At 44.3% G+C, this 18,098-nt stretch carries 15 protein-coding genes and 1 tRNA gene; 8 read left to right on the top strand and 8 right to left on the bottom strand.

Annotated features, from left to right (window positions below; all coding sequences use genetic code 11):
- Window position 1 precedes the first annotated feature (1 nt).
- On the top strand, window positions 2–496 hold the full coding sequence (gene ilvN / locus OCT63_RS09575; protein WP_060467124.1) for an acetolactate synthase small subunit: 495 nt from the start codon (window positions 2–4) through the stop codon (window positions 494–496).
- A 673-nt stretch (window positions 497–1,169) separates the two neighbouring features.
- Here ilvN and pykF read toward each other — a convergent pair.
- The gene (pykF, locus tag OCT63_RS09580; protein ID WP_161672782.1) at window positions 1,170–2,582 is read right to left on the bottom strand and encodes a pyruvate kinase PykF; all 1,413 of its coding nucleotides are present in this window, start codon (window positions 2,580–2,582) and stop codon (window positions 1,170–1,172) included.
- Window positions 2,583–3,011: 429 nt separating this feature from the next.
- On the opposite strand from pykF, the gene OCT63_RS09585 reads away from it, so the two are divergent.
- Together OCT63_RS09585 and glmS are read left to right on the top strand one after the other, a co-directional pair.
- A complete protein-coding gene (locus tag OCT63_RS09585; protein WP_060467126.1) occupies window positions 3,012–3,782 on the top strand; it encodes a DeoR/GlpR family DNA-binding transcription regulator in 771 nt (256 codons plus the stop codon).
- 101 nt (window positions 3,783–3,883) lie between these two features.
- On the top strand, window positions 3,884–5,716 hold the full coding sequence (gene glmS / locus OCT63_RS09590) for a glutamine--fructose-6-phosphate transaminase (isomerizing) (RefSeq protein WP_161672786.1): 1,833 nt from the start codon (window positions 3,884–3,886) through the stop codon (window positions 5,714–5,716).
- Window positions 5,717–5,832: 116 nt separating this feature from the next.
- On the opposite strand, the gene OCT63_RS09595 is transcribed toward glmS, so the two are convergent.
- Together OCT63_RS09595 and OCT63_RS09600 are read right to left on the bottom strand one after the other, a co-directional pair.
- Window positions 5,833–7,101 (bottom strand): O-acetylhomoserine aminocarboxypropyltransferase/cysteine synthase family protein, encoded by a 1,269-nt coding sequence (locus OCT63_RS09595; protein WP_102507090.1) that lies wholly within the window; start codon window positions 7,099–7,101, stop codon window positions 5,833–5,835.
- A 318-nt stretch (window positions 7,102–7,419) separates the two neighbouring features.
- Window positions 7,420–7,944, bottom strand: coding sequence for a hypothetical protein (locus OCT63_RS09600; RefSeq protein WP_269983649.1), 525 nt, complete (start codon window positions 7,942–7,944; stop codon window positions 7,420–7,422).
- A gap of 92 nt (window positions 7,945–8,036) precedes the next feature.
- Between OCT63_RS09600 and OCT63_RS09605 the strand changes: the two genes are divergently transcribed.
- The 3 genes from OCT63_RS09605 (at window position 8,037) to OCT63_RS09615 (ending at window position 10,296) form a co-directional block, all read left to right on the top strand.
- Window positions 8,037–8,399, top strand: a complete 363-nt coding sequence (locus tag OCT63_RS09605) for a hypothetical protein (protein WP_269983650.1) — start codon at window positions 8,037–8,039, stop codon at window positions 8,397–8,399.
- Between the two features lie 9 nt (window positions 8,400–8,408).
- Window positions 8,409–9,593 (top strand): tyrosine-type recombinase/integrase, encoded by a 1,185-nt coding sequence (locus OCT63_RS09610; protein WP_269983651.1) that lies wholly within the window; start codon window positions 8,409–8,411, stop codon window positions 9,591–9,593.
- Between the two features lie 292 nt (window positions 9,594–9,885).
- A complete protein-coding gene (locus tag OCT63_RS09615; RefSeq protein WP_269983652.1) occupies window positions 9,886–10,296 on the top strand; it encodes a hypothetical protein in 411 nt (136 codons plus the stop codon).
- 864 nt (window positions 10,297–11,160) lie between these two features.
- Here the strand turns inward: OCT63_RS09615 and OCT63_RS09620 are convergent.
- From OCT63_RS09620 to rpsU, 5 genes are all read right to left on the bottom strand, one after another.
- Window positions 11,161–11,236 (bottom strand) — tRNA-Ile (locus OCT63_RS09620).
- 165 nt (window positions 11,237–11,401) lie between these two features.
- Window positions 11,402–13,243 (bottom strand): RNA polymerase sigma factor RpoD, encoded by a 1,842-nt coding sequence (rpoD, locus tag OCT63_RS09625; RefSeq protein WP_017055998.1) that lies wholly within the window; start codon window positions 13,241–13,243, stop codon window positions 11,402–11,404.
- A gap of 99 nt (window positions 13,244–13,342) precedes the next feature.
- Window positions 13,343–15,094, bottom strand: a complete 1,752-nt coding sequence (gene dnaG, locus OCT63_RS09630; RefSeq protein ID WP_269983653.1) for a DNA primase — start codon at window positions 15,092–15,094, stop codon at window positions 13,343–13,345.
- A 119-nt stretch (window positions 15,095–15,213) separates the two neighbouring features.
- The gene (locus OCT63_RS09635) at window positions 15,214–15,657 is read right to left on the bottom strand and encodes a GatB/YqeY domain-containing protein (protein WP_017056000.1); all 444 of its coding nucleotides are present in this window, start codon (window positions 15,655–15,657) and stop codon (window positions 15,214–15,216) included.
- 25 nt (window positions 15,658–15,682) lie between these two features.
- Entirely contained in the window at window positions 15,683–15,898 is a 216-nt protein-coding gene (rpsU, locus tag OCT63_RS09640; protein ID WP_004396009.1) for a 30S ribosomal protein S21, read from the bottom strand.
- A 258-nt stretch (window positions 15,899–16,156) separates the two neighbouring features.
- Between rpsU and tsaD the strand changes: the two genes are divergently transcribed.
- The gene (tsaD, locus tag OCT63_RS09645) at window positions 16,157–17,176 is read left to right on the top strand and encodes a tRNA (adenosine(37)-N6)-threonylcarbamoyltransferase complex transferase subunit TsaD (RefSeq protein WP_046223858.1); all 1,020 of its coding nucleotides are present in this window, start codon (window positions 16,157–16,159) and stop codon (window positions 17,174–17,176) included.
- 98 nt (window positions 17,177–17,274) lie between these two features.
- Window positions 17,275–18,090, top strand: a complete 816-nt coding sequence (locus tag OCT63_RS09650; protein WP_161678785.1) for an alpha/beta fold hydrolase — start codon at window positions 17,275–17,277, stop codon at window positions 18,088–18,090.
- The last annotated feature ends 8 nt before the right edge of the window (window positions 18,091–18,098 follow it).

Genomic DNA, 18,098 nt, shown 5'->3' on the forward strand with positions numbered 1-18,098 from the left:
TATGAGACACATCATTTCACTATTAATGGAAAACCAACCCGGTGCGCTTTCTCGTGTGGTTGGCTTGTTTTCTCAGCGTGGCTACAACATCGAGTCGTTGAACGTATCTCCCACTGACGATCCAACGCTTTCTCGCCTGAACGTAACGACTAACTCGAACGAAATGCAGCTAGAGCAGATTCAGAAACAGCTGCACAAGCTTATCGACGTACTTAAGGTACAAGAAGTCTCTGAGCTTGAGCATATCGAACGTGAATTATTGATGGTAAAAGTACGTGCGAGCGGTTTTGCTCGTGCAGAAGTGAAACGTACCGCGGATATTTTCCGTGGCCAGATTGTCGATGTGACGGCTTCGCAGTATACGGTGCAAATGGCCGGTACCAGTGAGAAGTTGGATGCTTTCATTCAGGCGTTGTCTGAAGTAACGGAAGTACTTGAAGTGGCTCGCAGTGGGGTTGTTGGCATCGCTCGTGGTGAGCGAGCGTTAAAAGCATAAACAAGACTTATTTTAAGAGATAATGTTAAAGCCGCTTTTTTAAGCGGCTTTTATTTTGTCAACTTTGTCACTTTTCCATCTGAATAAAACAAGGTACTGCTACTATTCCATGTACCTTGCCCCCTTCTCAGTATCCTCTAAGGTAAGAGCCAGTTGTGCCTCCTAATATTTTATTAGGCGGAGTTCTTATCCATAGGCTACGGTTTTTGTATGATTAGACTAAAGTCTAATGCTGACGATAATTTGAGCTAAACTGAAAAATAAGGAAACTACCTTGCTTCACATGGCACCCTATTAAATGGTGCAACAAATTAGAGTGTTTATTAGATGTAAGAGGACAACACCGGTAACTTAATTTAACTGGTTATCCAGACTTATCAATAACTTGAAAGGTAGCTGTCGAATTAGGTGAGTTGGAGCAAGAGTTTGAGTATCATACTGTCTGGTTAAAAGAGGCGTGGTATGTTTGTCGATTTTTTAGTGAGGTTAACCATAGGCACATTAGTCATACTTGGCTTTCAACTGAGTGCACTGTATTTTTTACCTATGGTTGTGCTGCTCAATACACATCATAAAGAGTTTTTTGGGTGGTAGTTCAGTCGTCATGCTGGATGCAAAAAAAAAACGGAGCTATCAGGCTCCATTTTTATATTTTATGCGAATCGGTTCATTCTTATAGAACGTGAACCGATGCCGTGTTTGTAGTACCAGAAGCGACTAGAGCACCAGAAACCATTACTACGATGTCGCCTTTGTTGCCTAGGCCAGATTGTAGAGCGATTTCTTTACCGTTGATGTAGAACGCGTCTGTGTTCTCGATAGAGTCAACAAGAACTGGCTTAACACCTTTAGTAAGAACTAGCTGTGCAGCTGTCTTTTCGTTCGTTGTTAGAGCAAGGATGTTTGCCGTTGGGAAGTACTTACGTACTGAACGTGCAGACTTACCGCCTTCAGTTGCAACAACGATTAGAGGAGCAGCTAGCTTCTCTGCTGTGTCTACCGCGCCTTTACATACTGCTTCAGTGATGCGTAGACGTGGGCTGTCTAGACGAGAACCAAGCTCAGCTTTAAGCGCTGAATCAGTGCGGTTCGCGATTTGAGCCATGATAGTAACAGCTTCAACTGGGTACTTACCTTTAGCCGTTTCACCAGAAAGCATTACTGCATCAGTACCATCCATGATTGCGTTCGCAACGTCACCCGCTTCTGCACGAGTTGGACGTGGGTTGCTGATCATAGAATCAAGCATTTGAGTTGCAGTGATAACCATCTTACGTGCGCGGTTACACTTCTCGATCATCATCTTCTGAGCGAAGATGACTTCTTCAGCTGGGATTTCAACACCTAGGTCACCACGAGCAACCATGATGCCGTCAGAAGCTTCAAGGATTGAATCGAAGTTATCGACACCTTCTTGGTTTTCAATCTTAGAAATGATGTGGATGTTCTCGCCGCCGTTAGCATTTAGCAGCTCACGGATTTCTTTAACGTCTTCTTCTTTACGGATGAAAGAAGCAGCAACGAAATCTACGCCTTGCTCACAACCAAACTTAAGGTCAGCTTTGTCTTTCTCAGAAAGAGCAGGAAGTTGAACAGAAACGCCTGGAAGGTTAACACCTTTGTTTTCGCCCAGAGCACCGTTGTTAAGAACTTTACACTTAACTTCAGTTTCTGTTGTTGCGATAACTTCCATTTCGATTAGGCCGTCATCAACAAGGATAGTGTTACCTGCAGTTAGGTCTTTAGCAAAACCTAGGTAAGTTACAGCTACTACGTTTTTATTACCAACAACTGTTGCGTCAGTTGTGAAAGTGAACTCTTGACCAGCTACTAGATCTACGTCGTTACCATCTTCAAGTTTGATAGTACGGATTTCAGGACCTTTAGTATCTAGAAGGATAGCAAGTTGCTCACCTTTGTTTTCCATTACTTTACGGAAGTTCGCGATACGAGTGCCGTGCTCTGCGAAATCACCGTGAGAGAAGTTAAGACGCATAACGTTCATGCCAGCATCTACTAGTTCAGTTAGCTTCTCTACAGATTCAGTTTTAGGGCCAATCGTACATACGATTTTGGTCTTTTTCATGGAAGGTACTCTCCGGTAAGTATTGTTACAATTTGAAATTTATTTAAGTTCTGAAGATTGGTCCGCTACCTCAACATTTTGTGCCTGTTGAGTAAAAGTTTCGGACTATCACTATTGTCTTCAGAGTTGTAAGTCTTTCATCTATTTTAGTCATTTTATGACCAAAAGATTTTGATTCAACATCGGGTTTCTGTGACTTACGCCAATATATCAGGGGTAAGTTGCAAAAAAATAACGGTCAGTTCTGTAATTTTTTTTCTTTTCGGGTGCGGATTCTACCACCTAATGAGTTCAATATCACTGCTTAACAATTGTCTTAGGACAAGGTTTTATCTCTATTTATTAATTTTTTAGATCAAAATAAATGGACTAAATGGTTTCGTTGTAATTATAATATGTTTCATATCGAAACTTTGTGGCTTTTATTTAATGTCGAAACGAAACACTCAGCTCAGAAGACATGCGATTTCTAACCTAGTGAGCGAAAAAGGCGAGGTTAGTGTTGATGAATTATCCGCTAAGTTCGAAACCTCAGAAGTCACTATTAGAAAGGACCTTGCGTCTTTAGAGAAAAACGGTCAGCTTTTACGCCGTTATGGTGGTGCGATTTCTCTTCCGAAAGAAGTTGTCAACGAAGAGTTGGGTCAACAAGTTTCGACTCGAAAGGTTTTATTAGCAAAAGCCGCTGCAGATTTAATTCGCGACCATAACCGCATCGTGATCGATAGCGGAAGCACTACTGGCGCCCTAATTCAGCAACTCAATAGCAAGCGTGGTTTAGTGGTGATGACCAATTCATTGCACGTTGCTAATGCGCTTAATGAACTTGAAAGTGAACCGACATTATTAATGACGGGTGGTACTTGGGATACCCATTCGGACTCTTTCCAAGGAAAAGTCGCGGAGTCTGTACTTCGAGCTTACGATTTTGACCAGCTGTTTATCGGGGCTGATGGTATTGACCTAGATAGAGGCACAACTACGTTCAATGAACTGGTTGGCCTGAGTAAAGTTATGGCTGAAGTGTCACGAGAAGTCATTGTGATGGTTGAGTCGGAAAAGGTGGGGCGAAAGATCCCGAATTTAGAACTGGCATGGGAACACATCGACATTCTGATTACCGATACAGACTTAGGCGAAGAATCCCAAGCATGTATTGAATCACATGACGTTCGAGTGATCTTGACCGATCCAGCTTAAAAACAAATTTTAAGTATTTACCTTCCTATTATTGATCTTAATAAAGATATGGCCTTTGCTTGCTGCCAATAGGAATAAAACAAAATTGATGGAGTAAAAATATGTGTGGAATTGTTGGTGCAGTAGCACAGCGTGATGTAGCTGAGATTTTAGTGGAAGGCTTACGTCGCCTAGAATACCGAGGTTATGACTCCGCGGGTGTGGCTGTGGTTGATAATGAATCCAACTTAACTCGTGTACGCCGCCTTGGTAAAGTACAAGAGTTAGCCGATGCAGTAGAAGAGCAACACGTGACGGGTGGTACGGGGATCGCTCATACACGTTGGGCGACACATGGTGAACCATCTGAAGCGAATGCTCACCCACACATGTCTGGTGATATTGCTGTTGTGCACAATGGCATTATCGAAAACCATCAAGCCCTACGCGCTATGCTACAAGAACGTGGTTACGAATTTACTTCACAAACCGATACTGAAGTTATCGCTCACCTAGTTGAGTGGGAACTTCGTACATCGGCTTCTCTTGTTGAAGCGTTGCAAAAAACAGCAAAGCAGTTAGAGGGGGCATACGGCACGGTAGCGGTTGATCGTAAAGATCCTAGCCGTATCGTTGTTGCTCGTTCAGGTAGCCCGATCGTTATCGGTTTTGGTGTCGGTGAGAACTTCCTAGCCTCTGATCAACTGGCGCTACTAAGCGTCACTCGCCGTTTCATGTACCTAGAAGAAGGTGATGTTGCTGAGGTGACTCGTCGTGATGTCACGGTATTTGATGTGGCGGGCGAGCGTGTTGAGCGTGATATCGTTGAATCAAACGCTGAACATGACGCTGGTGATAAAGGTCAATACCGTCACTTCATGCAAAAAGAGATCTTCGAACAGCCAACCGCGCTGATCAACACAATGGAAGGTCGTATCTCTGAAACTTCGGTTACCACTAACGCAATCGGTGTTAAAGCTGAAGAGATCCTAAGCAAGGTTGAACACGTGCAGATCATCGCATGTGGTACGTCTTACAACTCAGGTATGGCTGCTCGTTACTGGTTTGAGTCTCTAGCGGGCGTAAGCTGTGATGTAGAGATCGCTTCTGAATTCCGTTACCGTGATTTCGTTGTGCGTCCAAACAGCCTACTCGTCACTCTGTCTCAGTCAGGTGAAACGGCTGATACGCTTGCTGCACTTCGTCTTGCAAAAGAGAAAGGCTACATGTCGGCAATGACTATCTGTAACGTTGCGGGTTCTTCGCTGGTTCGTGAGTCTGACTTTGCTTTCATGACTCGCGCAGGAACGGAGATCGGTGTTGCTTCTACTAAAGCTTTCACTACCCAACTAGCAGCGATGCTGATGATGGTCACTTCAATTGGTCGTTTACAAGGTCGCATCAATCAAGAGAAAGAAGCGGAAATCGTCCAAGCACTGCACCAACTGCCTGCGGATATCGAGAAAGCATTGGCGTTTGATAAAGAGATTGAGGCGCTAGCCCCTGACTTTGCTGATAAGCACCACACATTGTTCCTAGGTCGTGGCGAGTTTTACCCAATCGCAATGGAAGCGTCTCTTAAGTTGAAAGAGATCTCTTACATTCACGCAGAAGCCTACGCGGCAGGTGAACTTAAACACGGCCCTCTAGCGCTTATTGATGCAGACATGCCAGTAGTGGTCATTGCACCAAGCAACGACTTGCTAGAGAAGCTGAAATCAAACGTTGAAGAAGTACGTGCTCGTGGCGGTCTACTTTACGTATTCGCAGACCAAGACGCTGGCTTTGAAAGCGATGAGAACATGAAGATCATCAAGATGCCTCACGTAAATGAAGTAACAGCACCTATCTACTACACAGTACCGATGCAGTTGTTGTCTTACCACGTAGCGCTAATCAAAGGTACCGATGTTGACCAACCTCGTAACCTAGCGAAAGCGGTAACGGTTGAGTAATCGACAGCTTAGCTAGAAACATAGATAATAAGAAGCCCATCCTGTGATGGGCTTTTTTGTGTCTGTTACTTTTTCATGCAACATGGCACTTTAATCTCTTGGTGTCGCTACCTTGATTAAGCGTTAAGAGCTTGCTCTAGGTCAGCCAAGATATCTTCGATGTGCTCAATGCCTACTGAAAGACGAATCATCTCTGGTGATACACCGGCTTGCTTTTGTTCCGCTTCGCTTAGTTGACGGTGTGTTGTGGAAGCTGGGTGGCAAGCAAGAGACTTGGCATCGCCAATGTTCACTAGGCGCTTGAAGATTTGCAGCGCATCATAGAAGCGAACTCCCGCTTCATAACCGTCTTTCAAGCCAAAAGATAAAATAGCCGATGGCTTACCCTGCATGTATTTTTCAGCAAGCGGATAGAATTCCGAACTAGGCAGGCCGGCATAGCTTACCCAACTTACTTTTTCATGTTGCTTGAGATATTCCGCTACTTTCAATGCGTTCTCTGTGTGTCGCTCCATACGTAACGACAACGTCTCCAAGCCTTGCATTAACATGAAAGCATTCATTGGTGACAGTGCTGAACCTGTATTACGCAATGGTACGGTTCGAGCGCGACCAATAAAGGCGGCCTCACCAAAGGCTTCGGTATACACTACACCGTGGTAAGAAGGCTCAGGCTGGTTAAACACAGGGAAACGATCTTTGTGATCTGCCCATGGGAATTTACCCGAGTCGACAATCACACCACCTAACGTTGTGCCATGGCCACCAACGTACTTTGTTAGTGAGTGCACCACGATATCAGCGCCAAAGTCGATAGGCTTGCATAGCACTGGAGTAGCTACTGTATTATCAACAATCACTGGCACGCCCTGTGCGTGAGCAAGCTCTGCCACACGTTCTAAGTCGATGATATTACCAGCTGGGTTACCGATACTCTCACAGTAAACTGCTTTGGTTTTTTCATCGATCAGTGCCGCTAAGCTTTCTGGTTTGTCGTCTTTGGCAAAGCGAACTTCTATGCCTTGGTTTGGTAGCATGTGTGCAAACAGGGTGTACGTACCGCCGTAAAGCTGAGGCGTTGAGACAATGTTGTCACCGATCTGTGCTAACGTCTGAATCGCGTAGTTGATCGCCGCGCTGCCTGCACTCACGACTAAGCCTGCAATCCCACCTTCTAAGGCCGCCATGCGTTTTTCCAGCACATCATTGGTCGGGTTCATTATACGAGTGTAGATATTACCTGGCACTGCAAGGTTGAATAGGTCGGCACCGTGTTGTGCATCATCGAACTCATACGCGACGGTTTGATAAATAGGAGTCGCAACTGATTTAGTTGTTGGATCGGTTTCGTAGCCGAAGTGAATCGAGAGAGTTTCGTCTTTCATGAGTCTTCCCTGAACGAGTGAACGATTTGTGTACGCTCATATTGCCGATTTTTTTATAAAAGAAAAGTAAGCTTAGTCACAGAGAGTCAATTGGCCTTAGATGTTGACTTATTGAGTTTAAAAAAGGGGACGATGATGGCAATAGACCTAAAATCAGGGTGAAAGACCGGACTAGGACCGGACCGACGACGCCGTCAACGAAACCTAGGAAAAGTAATTGCTGAAGAAGTCAGGTAGAGCAAGGGCTAGAGAGAGATTACAGGGTCTGTCTAGATAAACCGACCCAGCGACTTAGGATTTTAGGTTGGTTAGTGCTAACTAAAGTAAAATCAAACCACCAATATACAATAACGCTACAACAGGTATTAACCATCGTTCATTTCTTGTCATCAATTTATCTACAGCAATAAAAAATGGGCGAGTTACTAAAGTAAAAATAAGAATAACAGCTAGCATTGGCTCAAACTTTTCACCATACAACAACGCACCATAGATGATAAAAACACCCAAGCTTAAAATAAGAGCTTGAAGACTATCGCTAACTTTATAAAGAGTGCTATTTGCAGCTAACTTCCACTTTTTTTTACTTGTAGGAGAAAAAAGAATTAAAGATAAAAGACTTATGACTAAAGCAATTGTACCCGTTCTAATCGTATTGTAGCCATAGTTCTCTCCAACAACATCCTCTAATGTAAAGCTTACAATATTACATTTATCAACAAATAAAGCTGACACAAAGATTACAATAAAAATAGTCACCGCTTCTTTAGCTGCTTTGGCAAGCTCCTTTCTAAACTCCAACAATGCATCTTTTCTTTCTTTTTGTGTTTCTAAATTAGACATAGACATCCTAAGTATCAAATTACAAAATATCGAATCATTTTATTTTTCAAACACATATTAACTTTGTGATATCGATAATCAAGGAGTTTAATATGATCAAAACGGCATCTTTAGAATCACTCTCAACCTTACCAACCACTATAACTCTGCAAGAACAAATCAAATCCATACTCACCGAACCATTCCACGATGACGCTGAAACCCAACAGGCATGGGATGAACTGCAATGTGAACTCTGGTTCCTCACCTCAATTACTGACCTAAACAGTGTCGTCGTCGACGATATCGAACTACTGAAACGAGCTTTAACCTATACCGAATTCGAAGATGATCTAGATTACGGAGCTTCTATATCCCTAAGCATTGTCGAGGACAGTGGTAAGGGTATCTACCTACTGATGTCTAAGACACTCCGCACTGAATTACACCTGCATTTCTCAACTTTTGATGAGTAAGGGGGACTGATGCAATCACGTAAGTTCAAATTCAATAAGCGCCAACTCGATTCATTACCGCCGACGCCGTCGGTAAGTCGAAGTAAAGAAACTGAGTATACGGATGAGCTCTGTAGTGGCTTAAAAATGATTATCAACAGACAAGGGAGGAAGCGCTTCTTGTTTAGGTACACCTATTTCGGCAAGAAAAAATCAATTCAACTAGGTGAGTATCCAGCGCTAGATATCAACACTGCTAGACAGATAGCCAATGACCACAAGCGAGAGATAGCTCTAGGTAATGATCCCAAGGCAATAAGGGATGAAAAATCCAATGTACTAACCTTCTTCGAGTTTGCGGAAGAACACTACTTACCCTACGCCCGAATGAACAAACTCACAGCTAAGAATGATGTCGGTAACTTAATGCTGCATTTCTACCCTAAATGGGGCAAGAAAAGCATCACCGATATCAGCCAACAAGACATTCAAAAGCTACTCGATGGAGTCCTAGAAACAAGGAAACCATCAACAGTGAATAGATTACGTTCCTTAGCCCTTAGAATGTTCAGGTTAGCCATGGAATGGGGGTATGTAGATAGCAATCCGGGGCAGTACATAAGAAAGCTAAAGGAGAATAATTTAAGAAACAGATTCCTGAACCGCAAAGAGGTTTCATCCTTCATAAAGGCATGTAACGAGGAACCCAATCGCACCCAAGGCAATGCTTTAAAATTCGCCCTGCTTACCGGAATGCGCATAGGTGAGATTACTAACTCTAAGTGGGACTGTCTTTCCGTCGACGACGACGGCAATTGGAGCCTATTTCTTCCCCACACAAAATCGGGGTTATCAAGGACGGTTCTGCTCAATAATTTAGCTAAGGAGGTAATACATGACCAACGACGATTTCAGATACGTAAGAACCCCTATATCTTTGCCGGAGATGCACCCGGTAGACCTATCGCACATCCAAAGAAGGCATTCGCTCGAATCAAGAAAGCAGCAGGTATATATGATGACTTCCGCATTCATGACCTTAGGCACTCATTCGCTTCGATTCTCATAAACAGCGGTAACGCTACGCTCTATGATGTTCAGCACTTGTTAGGGCATCAGAGCCCTCAAACTTCGACTAGGTATGCACACTTGGCTAGCTCTAGGTTGAGGGAGGTAAGTGCTAATGTGTCAGAGTTGGTGGGGAATGTGACTTAGTTTAAGTACAGTCAGTTGTATTTAGCTGACTGTTACTAAACCAATTTAGGGCGAAAAATACTCAGGCCAACTCCGCATGAAATTGTAATAGCAAGTCCCTGAGGTATCTACAGATCACAGAAAGCTAGTTATGGGCAACGACCGCGATCTTCACTGTATTTTACTATTAGAAGTCTAAACTCGTAGAAAGAATAAGTTAGCGTTAAACTATAAATTTTGATATTTACATTGTTGCACATGGTGTCTATATTGTAACATTTGAACTTACAAAATTATGTTAGAAGAGCGTCATATGGTAAAAAAAATAGTTTTGGGCTCCGCTGTATTACTTTTTGGTTGTGCTAGTAATAGTGGATATGACCGAAATATGAGTCACGGTGAGCAGTTTGACTTAGAGTTAGAAACCCCAAGGGTTAAGTCATTCATCCAAGCAGGATTAAAAGACCCTGATAGTTTGAAAAACTTAGTAGTAGTGCCAGAAAAGTGCTTCTTGACTGATTACTTTGTGCAATATGTTGATAATTCAGCTTCGTGGTGCGTTACTGCTACTTATCAGGCAAAAAATAGTTATGGCGGATATGTTCGCGGCACTGAGTTCCTCTACCGAGAAAAAGATACGGGATACTACATACCTAGCTTTAGAGATAATTTTGGAATCATTCAAACTTCAAAAGGCAATATTGAACGGGTCAATGATCTATAACTCCCAAGACATTTTTTTATCTCCATTTCCTCCCCAACCTAAAATCCTAAGTCGCTGGGTCGGTCTCTCTAGACTGGCCCTGTAATTTCTCTCTAGCCCTTGCTCTACCTGACTTCTTCAGTAATTACTTTCCCTAGGTTTCGTTGACGGCGTCGTCGGTCCGGTCCTAGTCCGGTCTTTCACCCTGATTTTAGGTCTATTGCCGTCGTCGTCGACGGGATTCCCACGGTAGATTTCCATCTGATTCCCTCAACCCATTCGCTACCCCAAGTTCTCGCCCTAACGCATAGCAGGTTCGCCCTAGAACCACTCCTAGCCTTGAGATTACCGATTCCAGTATAAATACCAGTCCAGTGATTAGCATTCGTTTCTAGCTCTGAGGTTCACTGCTGCTGACTACTAACCTAAATCACTTAAGAGATATCAGACCGATTACCCCTGAGGGTAATCGGTCATCATTGTTCAACAGTCATCTGGTTCTAATCTTCGGTGCTGAGTCTCCTGACTGATCTCAGCTAGAACTCCATTTAGGTATCTCATTTATATCTATATAAATTACTGAACCTAATGGAATGAAACAGGATGTTGGTTATATTTTTGTTGGTTTAGTCGGGAAGTTTTTCTGAGGCTCTCAATCTGATGTTAAGTGGTATGTATCTAGCGAAGAATCGTGTCGTACAGATGAGAGAGCTTACTGATGGTTGATATCAGCCTGAGATAGATTTACGGGTTCTGTGGTGATTAGGTGGAGTGTTTTAGTGGTGCTAATGGAATCGTGCTTACAGGAAGTAATCGAAGACCGGATATGGAAAGGACTAGAAAAGATAAAGGCCCATGAATTTCTTCATGAGCCTTATCGGAATTTGGTGGCCCCTCCCAGATTTGAACTGGGGACCGAACGATTATGAGTCGTGCGCTCTAACCACTGAGCTAAGGGGCCGTATAGGGCATAGATTATAGGGGAAGCGCTCAATGGTGTCTAGACACTATAGGGGCCAATTCCGCTTACATCTTAGCCACTTAAATCACGCAGGCACAAAAAAGGTGAGCCAACGCTCACCTTTTCTATTTTATGCTTAAAAGCTAACCACACTAAAGCGTGTAATTACTCGTCTAGGAAGCTACGCAGAGTTTCTGAGCGGCTTGGGTGACGAAGTTTACGCAGTGCTTTTGCTTCGATCTGACGGATACGTTCACGAGTAACGTCGAACTGTTTACCCACTTCTTCTAGAGTGTGGTCAGTGTTCATGTCGATACCGAAACGCATACGCAGTACTTTTGCTTCACGAGGAGTTAGGCCCGCAAGAACGTCTTTCGTTGCACCGCGTAGGCTTGTTGCCGTTGCAGAGTCTAAAGGTAGCTCAAGAGTCGTATCCTCGATGAAATCACCTAGGTGCGAATCTTCGTCGTCACCGATTGGTGTCTCCATTGAGATTGGCTCTTTAGCGATTTTCAGTACTTTGCGAATCTTATCTTCAGGCATTTGCATGCGCTCAGCCAGTTCTTCCGGTAGTGGTTCACGACCCATCTCTTGTAGCATTTGACGAGAGATACGGTTTAGTTTGTTGATCGTTTCGATCATGTGAACCGGAATACGGATAGTACGAGCTTGGTCAGCAATCGAACGAGTGATTGCTTGACGGATCCACCACGTAGCGTAAGTAGAGAACTTGTAACCACGACGGTATTCAAACTTATCTACGGCTTTCATTAGGCCGATGTTACCTTCTTGGATTAGATCCAAGAATTGTAGACCACGGTTTGTGTACTTCTTAGCAATCGAGATTACTAGACGTAAGTTTGCTTCAACCATCTCTTTTTTCGCACGACGAGCTTTCGCTTCACCGATAGACATACGACGGCTGATATCTTTAATGCTTTGAACCGTTAGAGACGTTTCACGCTCGATCATATCCAGTTTTTGGATAGAACGACGGATGTCGTGCTCGTTACGTTTGATCTTTTCAGCGTATGGCTTGTCTGAAGCAAGAACTTCATCCAACCATGCTTCGCTAGATTCATTACCAGTAAATAGAGCAATGAAAGATTTCTTCGGCATTTTGCCGTACTCAACGGTTTGACGCATGATTAGGCGTTCTTGAGTACGTACTCGATCCATTGACGTGCGAAGTTCATTTACTAGGTAGTCAAACTGTTTTGGCGTCAGGCGGAATTCTTTGAATACGTCTTGCATCATTGTTGTTGCAAGTGTTGCTTTCGGGCTCTCGTGGCCGTATTCATTGATCGCTAGCTGACGGTTTTGATAGCTAGTACGAAGTGCTGTAAACTTCTCAAGAGCAAGTTCAGGATCGATACCTGTATCTTCTTCCTCTTCCTCGTCGTCTTCAGCGTCTTCTTTGTCTTCGTCTTCCAGATCTGTTTTAGCTAGCTCTGAACCGATGTGTGTTGCCGTTGGCGCTGCAGTGCCATCGTCATCAGGGTCAACAAAGCCATTGATCAGGTCTGTTAAGCGAATCTCTTCTGCTTGTACGCGGTCAAACTGTTCCAAGATGTATGGAATGGTGCCTGGGTACTCAGCAACAGATAGTTGAACCGTATTGATACCATCTTCAATACGTTTCGCAATGTCGATTTCGCCTTCACGAGTCAGTAGTTCAACGGTACCCATTTCACGCATGTACATACGAACTGGGTCTGTAGTACGGCCAATCTCGCTTTCTACGCTTGAAAGCGCAGCAGCAGCAGCTTCAGCTGCATCTTCATCTATATTGGCATCGTCATCATTCAGTGCTAGATCATCAGCATCAGGTGCAGTTTCTACTACCTTAATACCCATGTCGTTAATCATTTGAATGATGTCTTCTACCTGTTCAGAATCCACGATTTCTGCAGGTAGGTGGTCGTTTACTTCGGCGTAGGTCAGATAGCCTTGTTCCTTGCCTTTAATAACAAGTAATTTAAGCTGTGACTGCGGATTTTGATCCATAGATGATATCCAACTTCAGGTCTGGTGAAGGACGTTGCATTCTCAAATGCAAACCAATTATGTTAACAAATTTATTAAATGCTGACTAATCAAACAGGGTTACGCTTTTAGATCTAGCATTAAAGCTAGCAGCTCCCTTTTTTCTTCGGCTGATAAACCGACACTTCTTGCTTTGGCCTGCAGGTTTTCAATTTGTTTTTCAACGCACTGGGCAAGGATGTTGTCCAATGAATCTAAAAATATGTCTTCTTGGTTGTCTTCAACGAGGGGGATTTCCCAACTCGCAAGACGAGACAGAAGAGCCTCATGTTTGCTTTCTCGCCAATTTTCTAATAATTGGCCTGTGCTGATATGGGGGTTCACTTGGCAGATATCAAGTACTTCGACGAATAAACTTAGTCCCGGCAGTTGTAAGCCTTTGACACTTGATAAATCCGGTACCATATCAGCATAGTTCGGATTTTGGATAAGCAAAGCGATAACTTCACGCATCGGAGTGCGCTTGAGCTCTTTATGCGGTTGAGGTGTCGGGTTCTTGTTATGAACGCGAGCACGCCTCAATTGATTATCAAATCCAGTTCGCTCGTCTAGCAATTTCTCGAGCAATTCTTGGAAGTAACTGTCAGGAATTTTATTAATCAAGGCGCTAGCGTGTGCACGCAGTGCTGATTTTCCTTCTGTCGTTCCTAAGTTTAGCTTATGTATTTCGATAAGGTTATCGAACAAATAAGTCGAGAGTGGTGTCGCATTTTGTACCAGTTGTTCAAAAGCGTCTTTGCCGTGTTCTCGTATATAGCTGTCTGGATCTTCACCATCGGGTAAAAACAGAAACTTCAGCGTGTTACCTGTTTTTAGATACTCTAATGCGTTTTCTAATGCACGCCACGCCGCTTCTTTGCCTGCTCGGTCACCATCGTAACAACAAACCACGGTACTGGTTTGTCGGAACAACATCTGAACGTGATCACCCGTTGTAGAGGTGCCCAGTGATGCGACTGAGTAATCAACACCATATTGCGCCAGTGCGACGACATCCATGTAACCTTCAACCACAAGTATTTGCGGCGGTTCACGGTAGGCTTGTAACACTTCATAAAGGCCGTAAAGCTCTTTACCTTTATGGAAGATCGGCGTTTCTGGTGAGTTTAGGTATTTCGGTGTGCCATCTTCTAAAACACGACCACCAAACCCGATTACTCGGCCGCGACGATCGCGAATCGGGAACATCACGCGTCCACGGAATCGGTCGTATCGATTGCCTTTATCGTTCTCTATTAACATGCCGCCAGTGACGAGCATGTCTTGGGCTTCTTTTTGCTGCCCAAAATTTTTACGAACCAAGTCCCACTCGTCGGCCACATAACCAATGCCAAACTTCTGGACGATTTCGCCAGACAGACCACGATTTTTTAGGTATTCAATCGCAGGTTTGTTGGCTGATATTTTGAGTTGTGAGCGATAGAACTGGCTGATGCCGCCCATCAAATCATACAGGTTACGTTTTTGTTCGCTGTTGGCTCTTGGTGTTGTTGATATTTCGCCGCTGCGTTGCTCCCTTGGAACATCTAGGCCTAGAAATGAAGCAAGCTCTTCAATCGCCTCTACAAAGTCGAGGCGTTCGAACTCCATCATGAAGTCGATGGCATTACCATGCACGCCACAACCAAAGCAGTGATAAAACTGTTTTTCTTGGCTTACGCTGAAAGAGGGAGTCTTTTCGTTGTGAAATGGGCAACAAGCACCATAGTTTTTGCCTTTTTTCTTAAGTTTCACGCGTGCGTCCACAATGTCGACAATGTCGAGACGCGCTAGGAGGTCATCGATGAAACTACGCGGGATGTGTCCTGCCATAAAACCTTAGAAAAATGCACTAACTGAGAGTGTGGGTCATAATAGTGTGAATAGGTTATAGATACAAACAAGCCGTGCGTTCCGAAGGATTGCACGGCTTGTTGCAATTTGATTTGGGATTAAGCGAGTTTAGAGCGAACTAAACCACTCACTTTACCCATATCTGCACGCCCTTGAATTTGTGGTTTCAAGATAGCCATTACTTTACCCATGTCTTGCATGCCCGCTGGTTGAGCTTCAGCGATTGCGCTATCTAGTAGTGCAATAACTTCTTCTTCTGTTAACGGTTGAGGCATAAAGCCTTCAAGTACAGCAATTTCTGCTTGTTCCACGTCAGCAAGATCTTGACGATTTGCTAATTCATATTGAGCAACAGAATCGCGACGTTGCTTAACCATTTTAACTAATACAGCAAGGATGTCGTCGTCGTTCAGAGTGATCCGTTCGTCAACTTCACGTTGCTTGATTGCTGAAAGAGCTAAGCGGATAGTACCAAGGCGCGGTTTGTCCTTGGCTTTCATCGCTAATTTTTGCTCTTCTTTGAGTTGTTCAATAAGAGCCATAACTCAGTCCTTATGGATTAAGTTATTAGTACAGGCGAACGCGACGTGCGTTTTCGCGAGCTAGCTTCTTAGCGTGACGCTTTTGAGCTGCTGCTTTAGCGCGTTTGCGAACTGTAGTTGGCTTTTCGTAATGCTCGCGACGGCGAACTTCAGAAAGGATACCTGCTTTTTCACAAGAGCGCTTGAAACGACGTAGTGCAACGTCGAACGGTTCGTTTTCACGTACTTTAACTATTGGCATATGCCTTTCACCTCAGGGGTTATTCATTATCGCTGGCCACTCAGTACCAAATCAGAGAAGTTACCCATCGAGCTAACTCTCTATTCGCGTTTGGCCATTAACCAGCTTGATCAAAAATGGTGCGGAATTTTAATCCGATCACAGTGGCTTTGTAAAGCACTTTGTCGATTATAGTCTGTACAATATTTGTTTGAAGCGCTTAGGCAGGGTAATATTGCGCTAATTTCCCATTTTAGACGAAAGCGTGCCGAGAAAATTATGCGCATTATTGGTATTGAAACCTCTTGTGATGAAACAGGAATCGCGATTTATGATGATGAGCAAGGGCTGCTTTCTCATCAATTATACAGCCAAGTAAAACTGCACGCCGATTATGGTGGTGTGGTGCCTGAGCTAGCTTCGCGTGACCACGTGAAAAAGACCATTCCACTGATTAAAGCAGCATTAGCGGAAGCGAACCTAACGTCGAAAGATATTGATGGTGTGGCTTACACGGCTGGCCCTGGTTTGGTTGGCGCACTGCTTGTAGGTGCAACCATTGGCCGCAGTATTGCTTACGCTTGGGGTGTGCCTGCGGTGCCTGTTCACCACATGGAAGGTCACCTTCTTGCGCCAATGCTAGAAGATAACCCGCCACCATTCCCATTTGTGGCTCTGCTGGTTTCTGGCGGTCATACCATGATGGTAGAAGTGAAAGGCATCGGTGAGTATCGAATTCTTGGTGAATCGATTGATGATGCCGCTGGTGAAGCGTTTGATAAAACGGCGAAGTTGATGGGTTTAGATTACCCTGGTGGCCCGTTGTTATCTCGACTCGCAGAAAAAGGCACACCAGGTCGCTTTAAGTTCCCTCGTCCAATGACAGACCGCCCGGGCCTAGACATGAGTTTTTCTGGTCTGAAAACCTTTGCAGCGAATACGATTCGTGACAACGACAATGATGATCAGACTCGTGCGGATATTGCTTACGCGTTCCAAGAAGCGGTTTGTGCGACCTTGGTCATCAAATGTAAGCGTGCCTTGGTAGAGACGGGCATGAAACGTATAGTGATTGCTGGTGGTGTAAGTGCCAACAAACAACTGCGTGTTGAGCTTGAAGCACTGGCCAAAAAAGTTGGTGGTGAGGTGTACTACCCACGCACTGAGTTCTGCACTGATAACGGCGCCATGATTGCTTACGCAGGTATGCAACGCCTGAAAAATGGTGAAACAGCCGATTTATCCGTTCACGCCACACCGCGTTGGCCGATTGATCAACTCGAGCCAATTGCTGAATAAAGCAGAGTGTTTGACATGCGGTCGCCTTGTGCGGCCGTTTTTATGTATCGTCGATTTATATACTTGAACGATATGCGTAGTAGATATTAGGGAAGAAAATGAAACAGTTCATTGTAGACAATCAATCGATGGCGTACCTAGATGAAGGTGAGGGCCCGGTTGTTGTATTGGGTCATAGCTACCTTTGGGATAGCGCGATGTGGAAGCCACAGATTGAGGCGTTGAAAACTCAGTACCGTTGTATTGTGCCAGATCTTTGGTCTCATGGTGAGTCTCAAGCTGCACCGAACTCGATGCGTAACTTGAAGGACTACGCTCAGCATGTGTTGTCATTGCTGGATCATTTGGACATCGAAGAGTTCTCTGTTGTTGGCTTATCGGTTGGTGGCATGTGGGGAGCCGAGTTAGCGGAGCTAGCACCGGCGCGAATCAAGTCTTTGGTTCTAATGGATACTTTCGTTGGTCTAGAACCAGAAGTGGCTCACACGAAATATTTCCACATGTTAGATACCATCACCCAAACAAAGATGGTGCCTCAACCGATTGTAGAAGCGGTTGTGCCATTGTTCTTTGCTAACGATGCTCAAACAAACACCCCCGATTTGGTTGCAGGCTTTACTCAGCAGCTATCGGCTCTTGAGGGTGAGCAAGCTGAAGAAGTCGCACGAGTTGGTCGCATGGTGTTTGGTCGCCGAGATATGATTGAAGCAGTAGAGAATTTTGCTCTGCCGGTTTTGATTGCCGTTGGACAAGAAGATAAACCGCGTCCGGTACTTGAGTCTTACTTAATGCACGATTGCATTACTGGCAGTGAACTGGTGGTGATTCCTGACGCTGGCCATATTAGCTCGCTAGAGCAACCAGAGTTTGTGAATAAGATGTTGAAAGGCTTTTTAGACAAGCACCTACTTTAAGCTATTCA

The sequence above is a fragment of the Vibrio sp. RW genome (assembly GCF_027587105.1).
GTDB classification, from domain to species: domain Bacteria; phylum Pseudomonadota; class Gammaproteobacteria; order Enterobacterales; family Vibrionaceae; genus Vibrio; species Vibrio toranzoniae.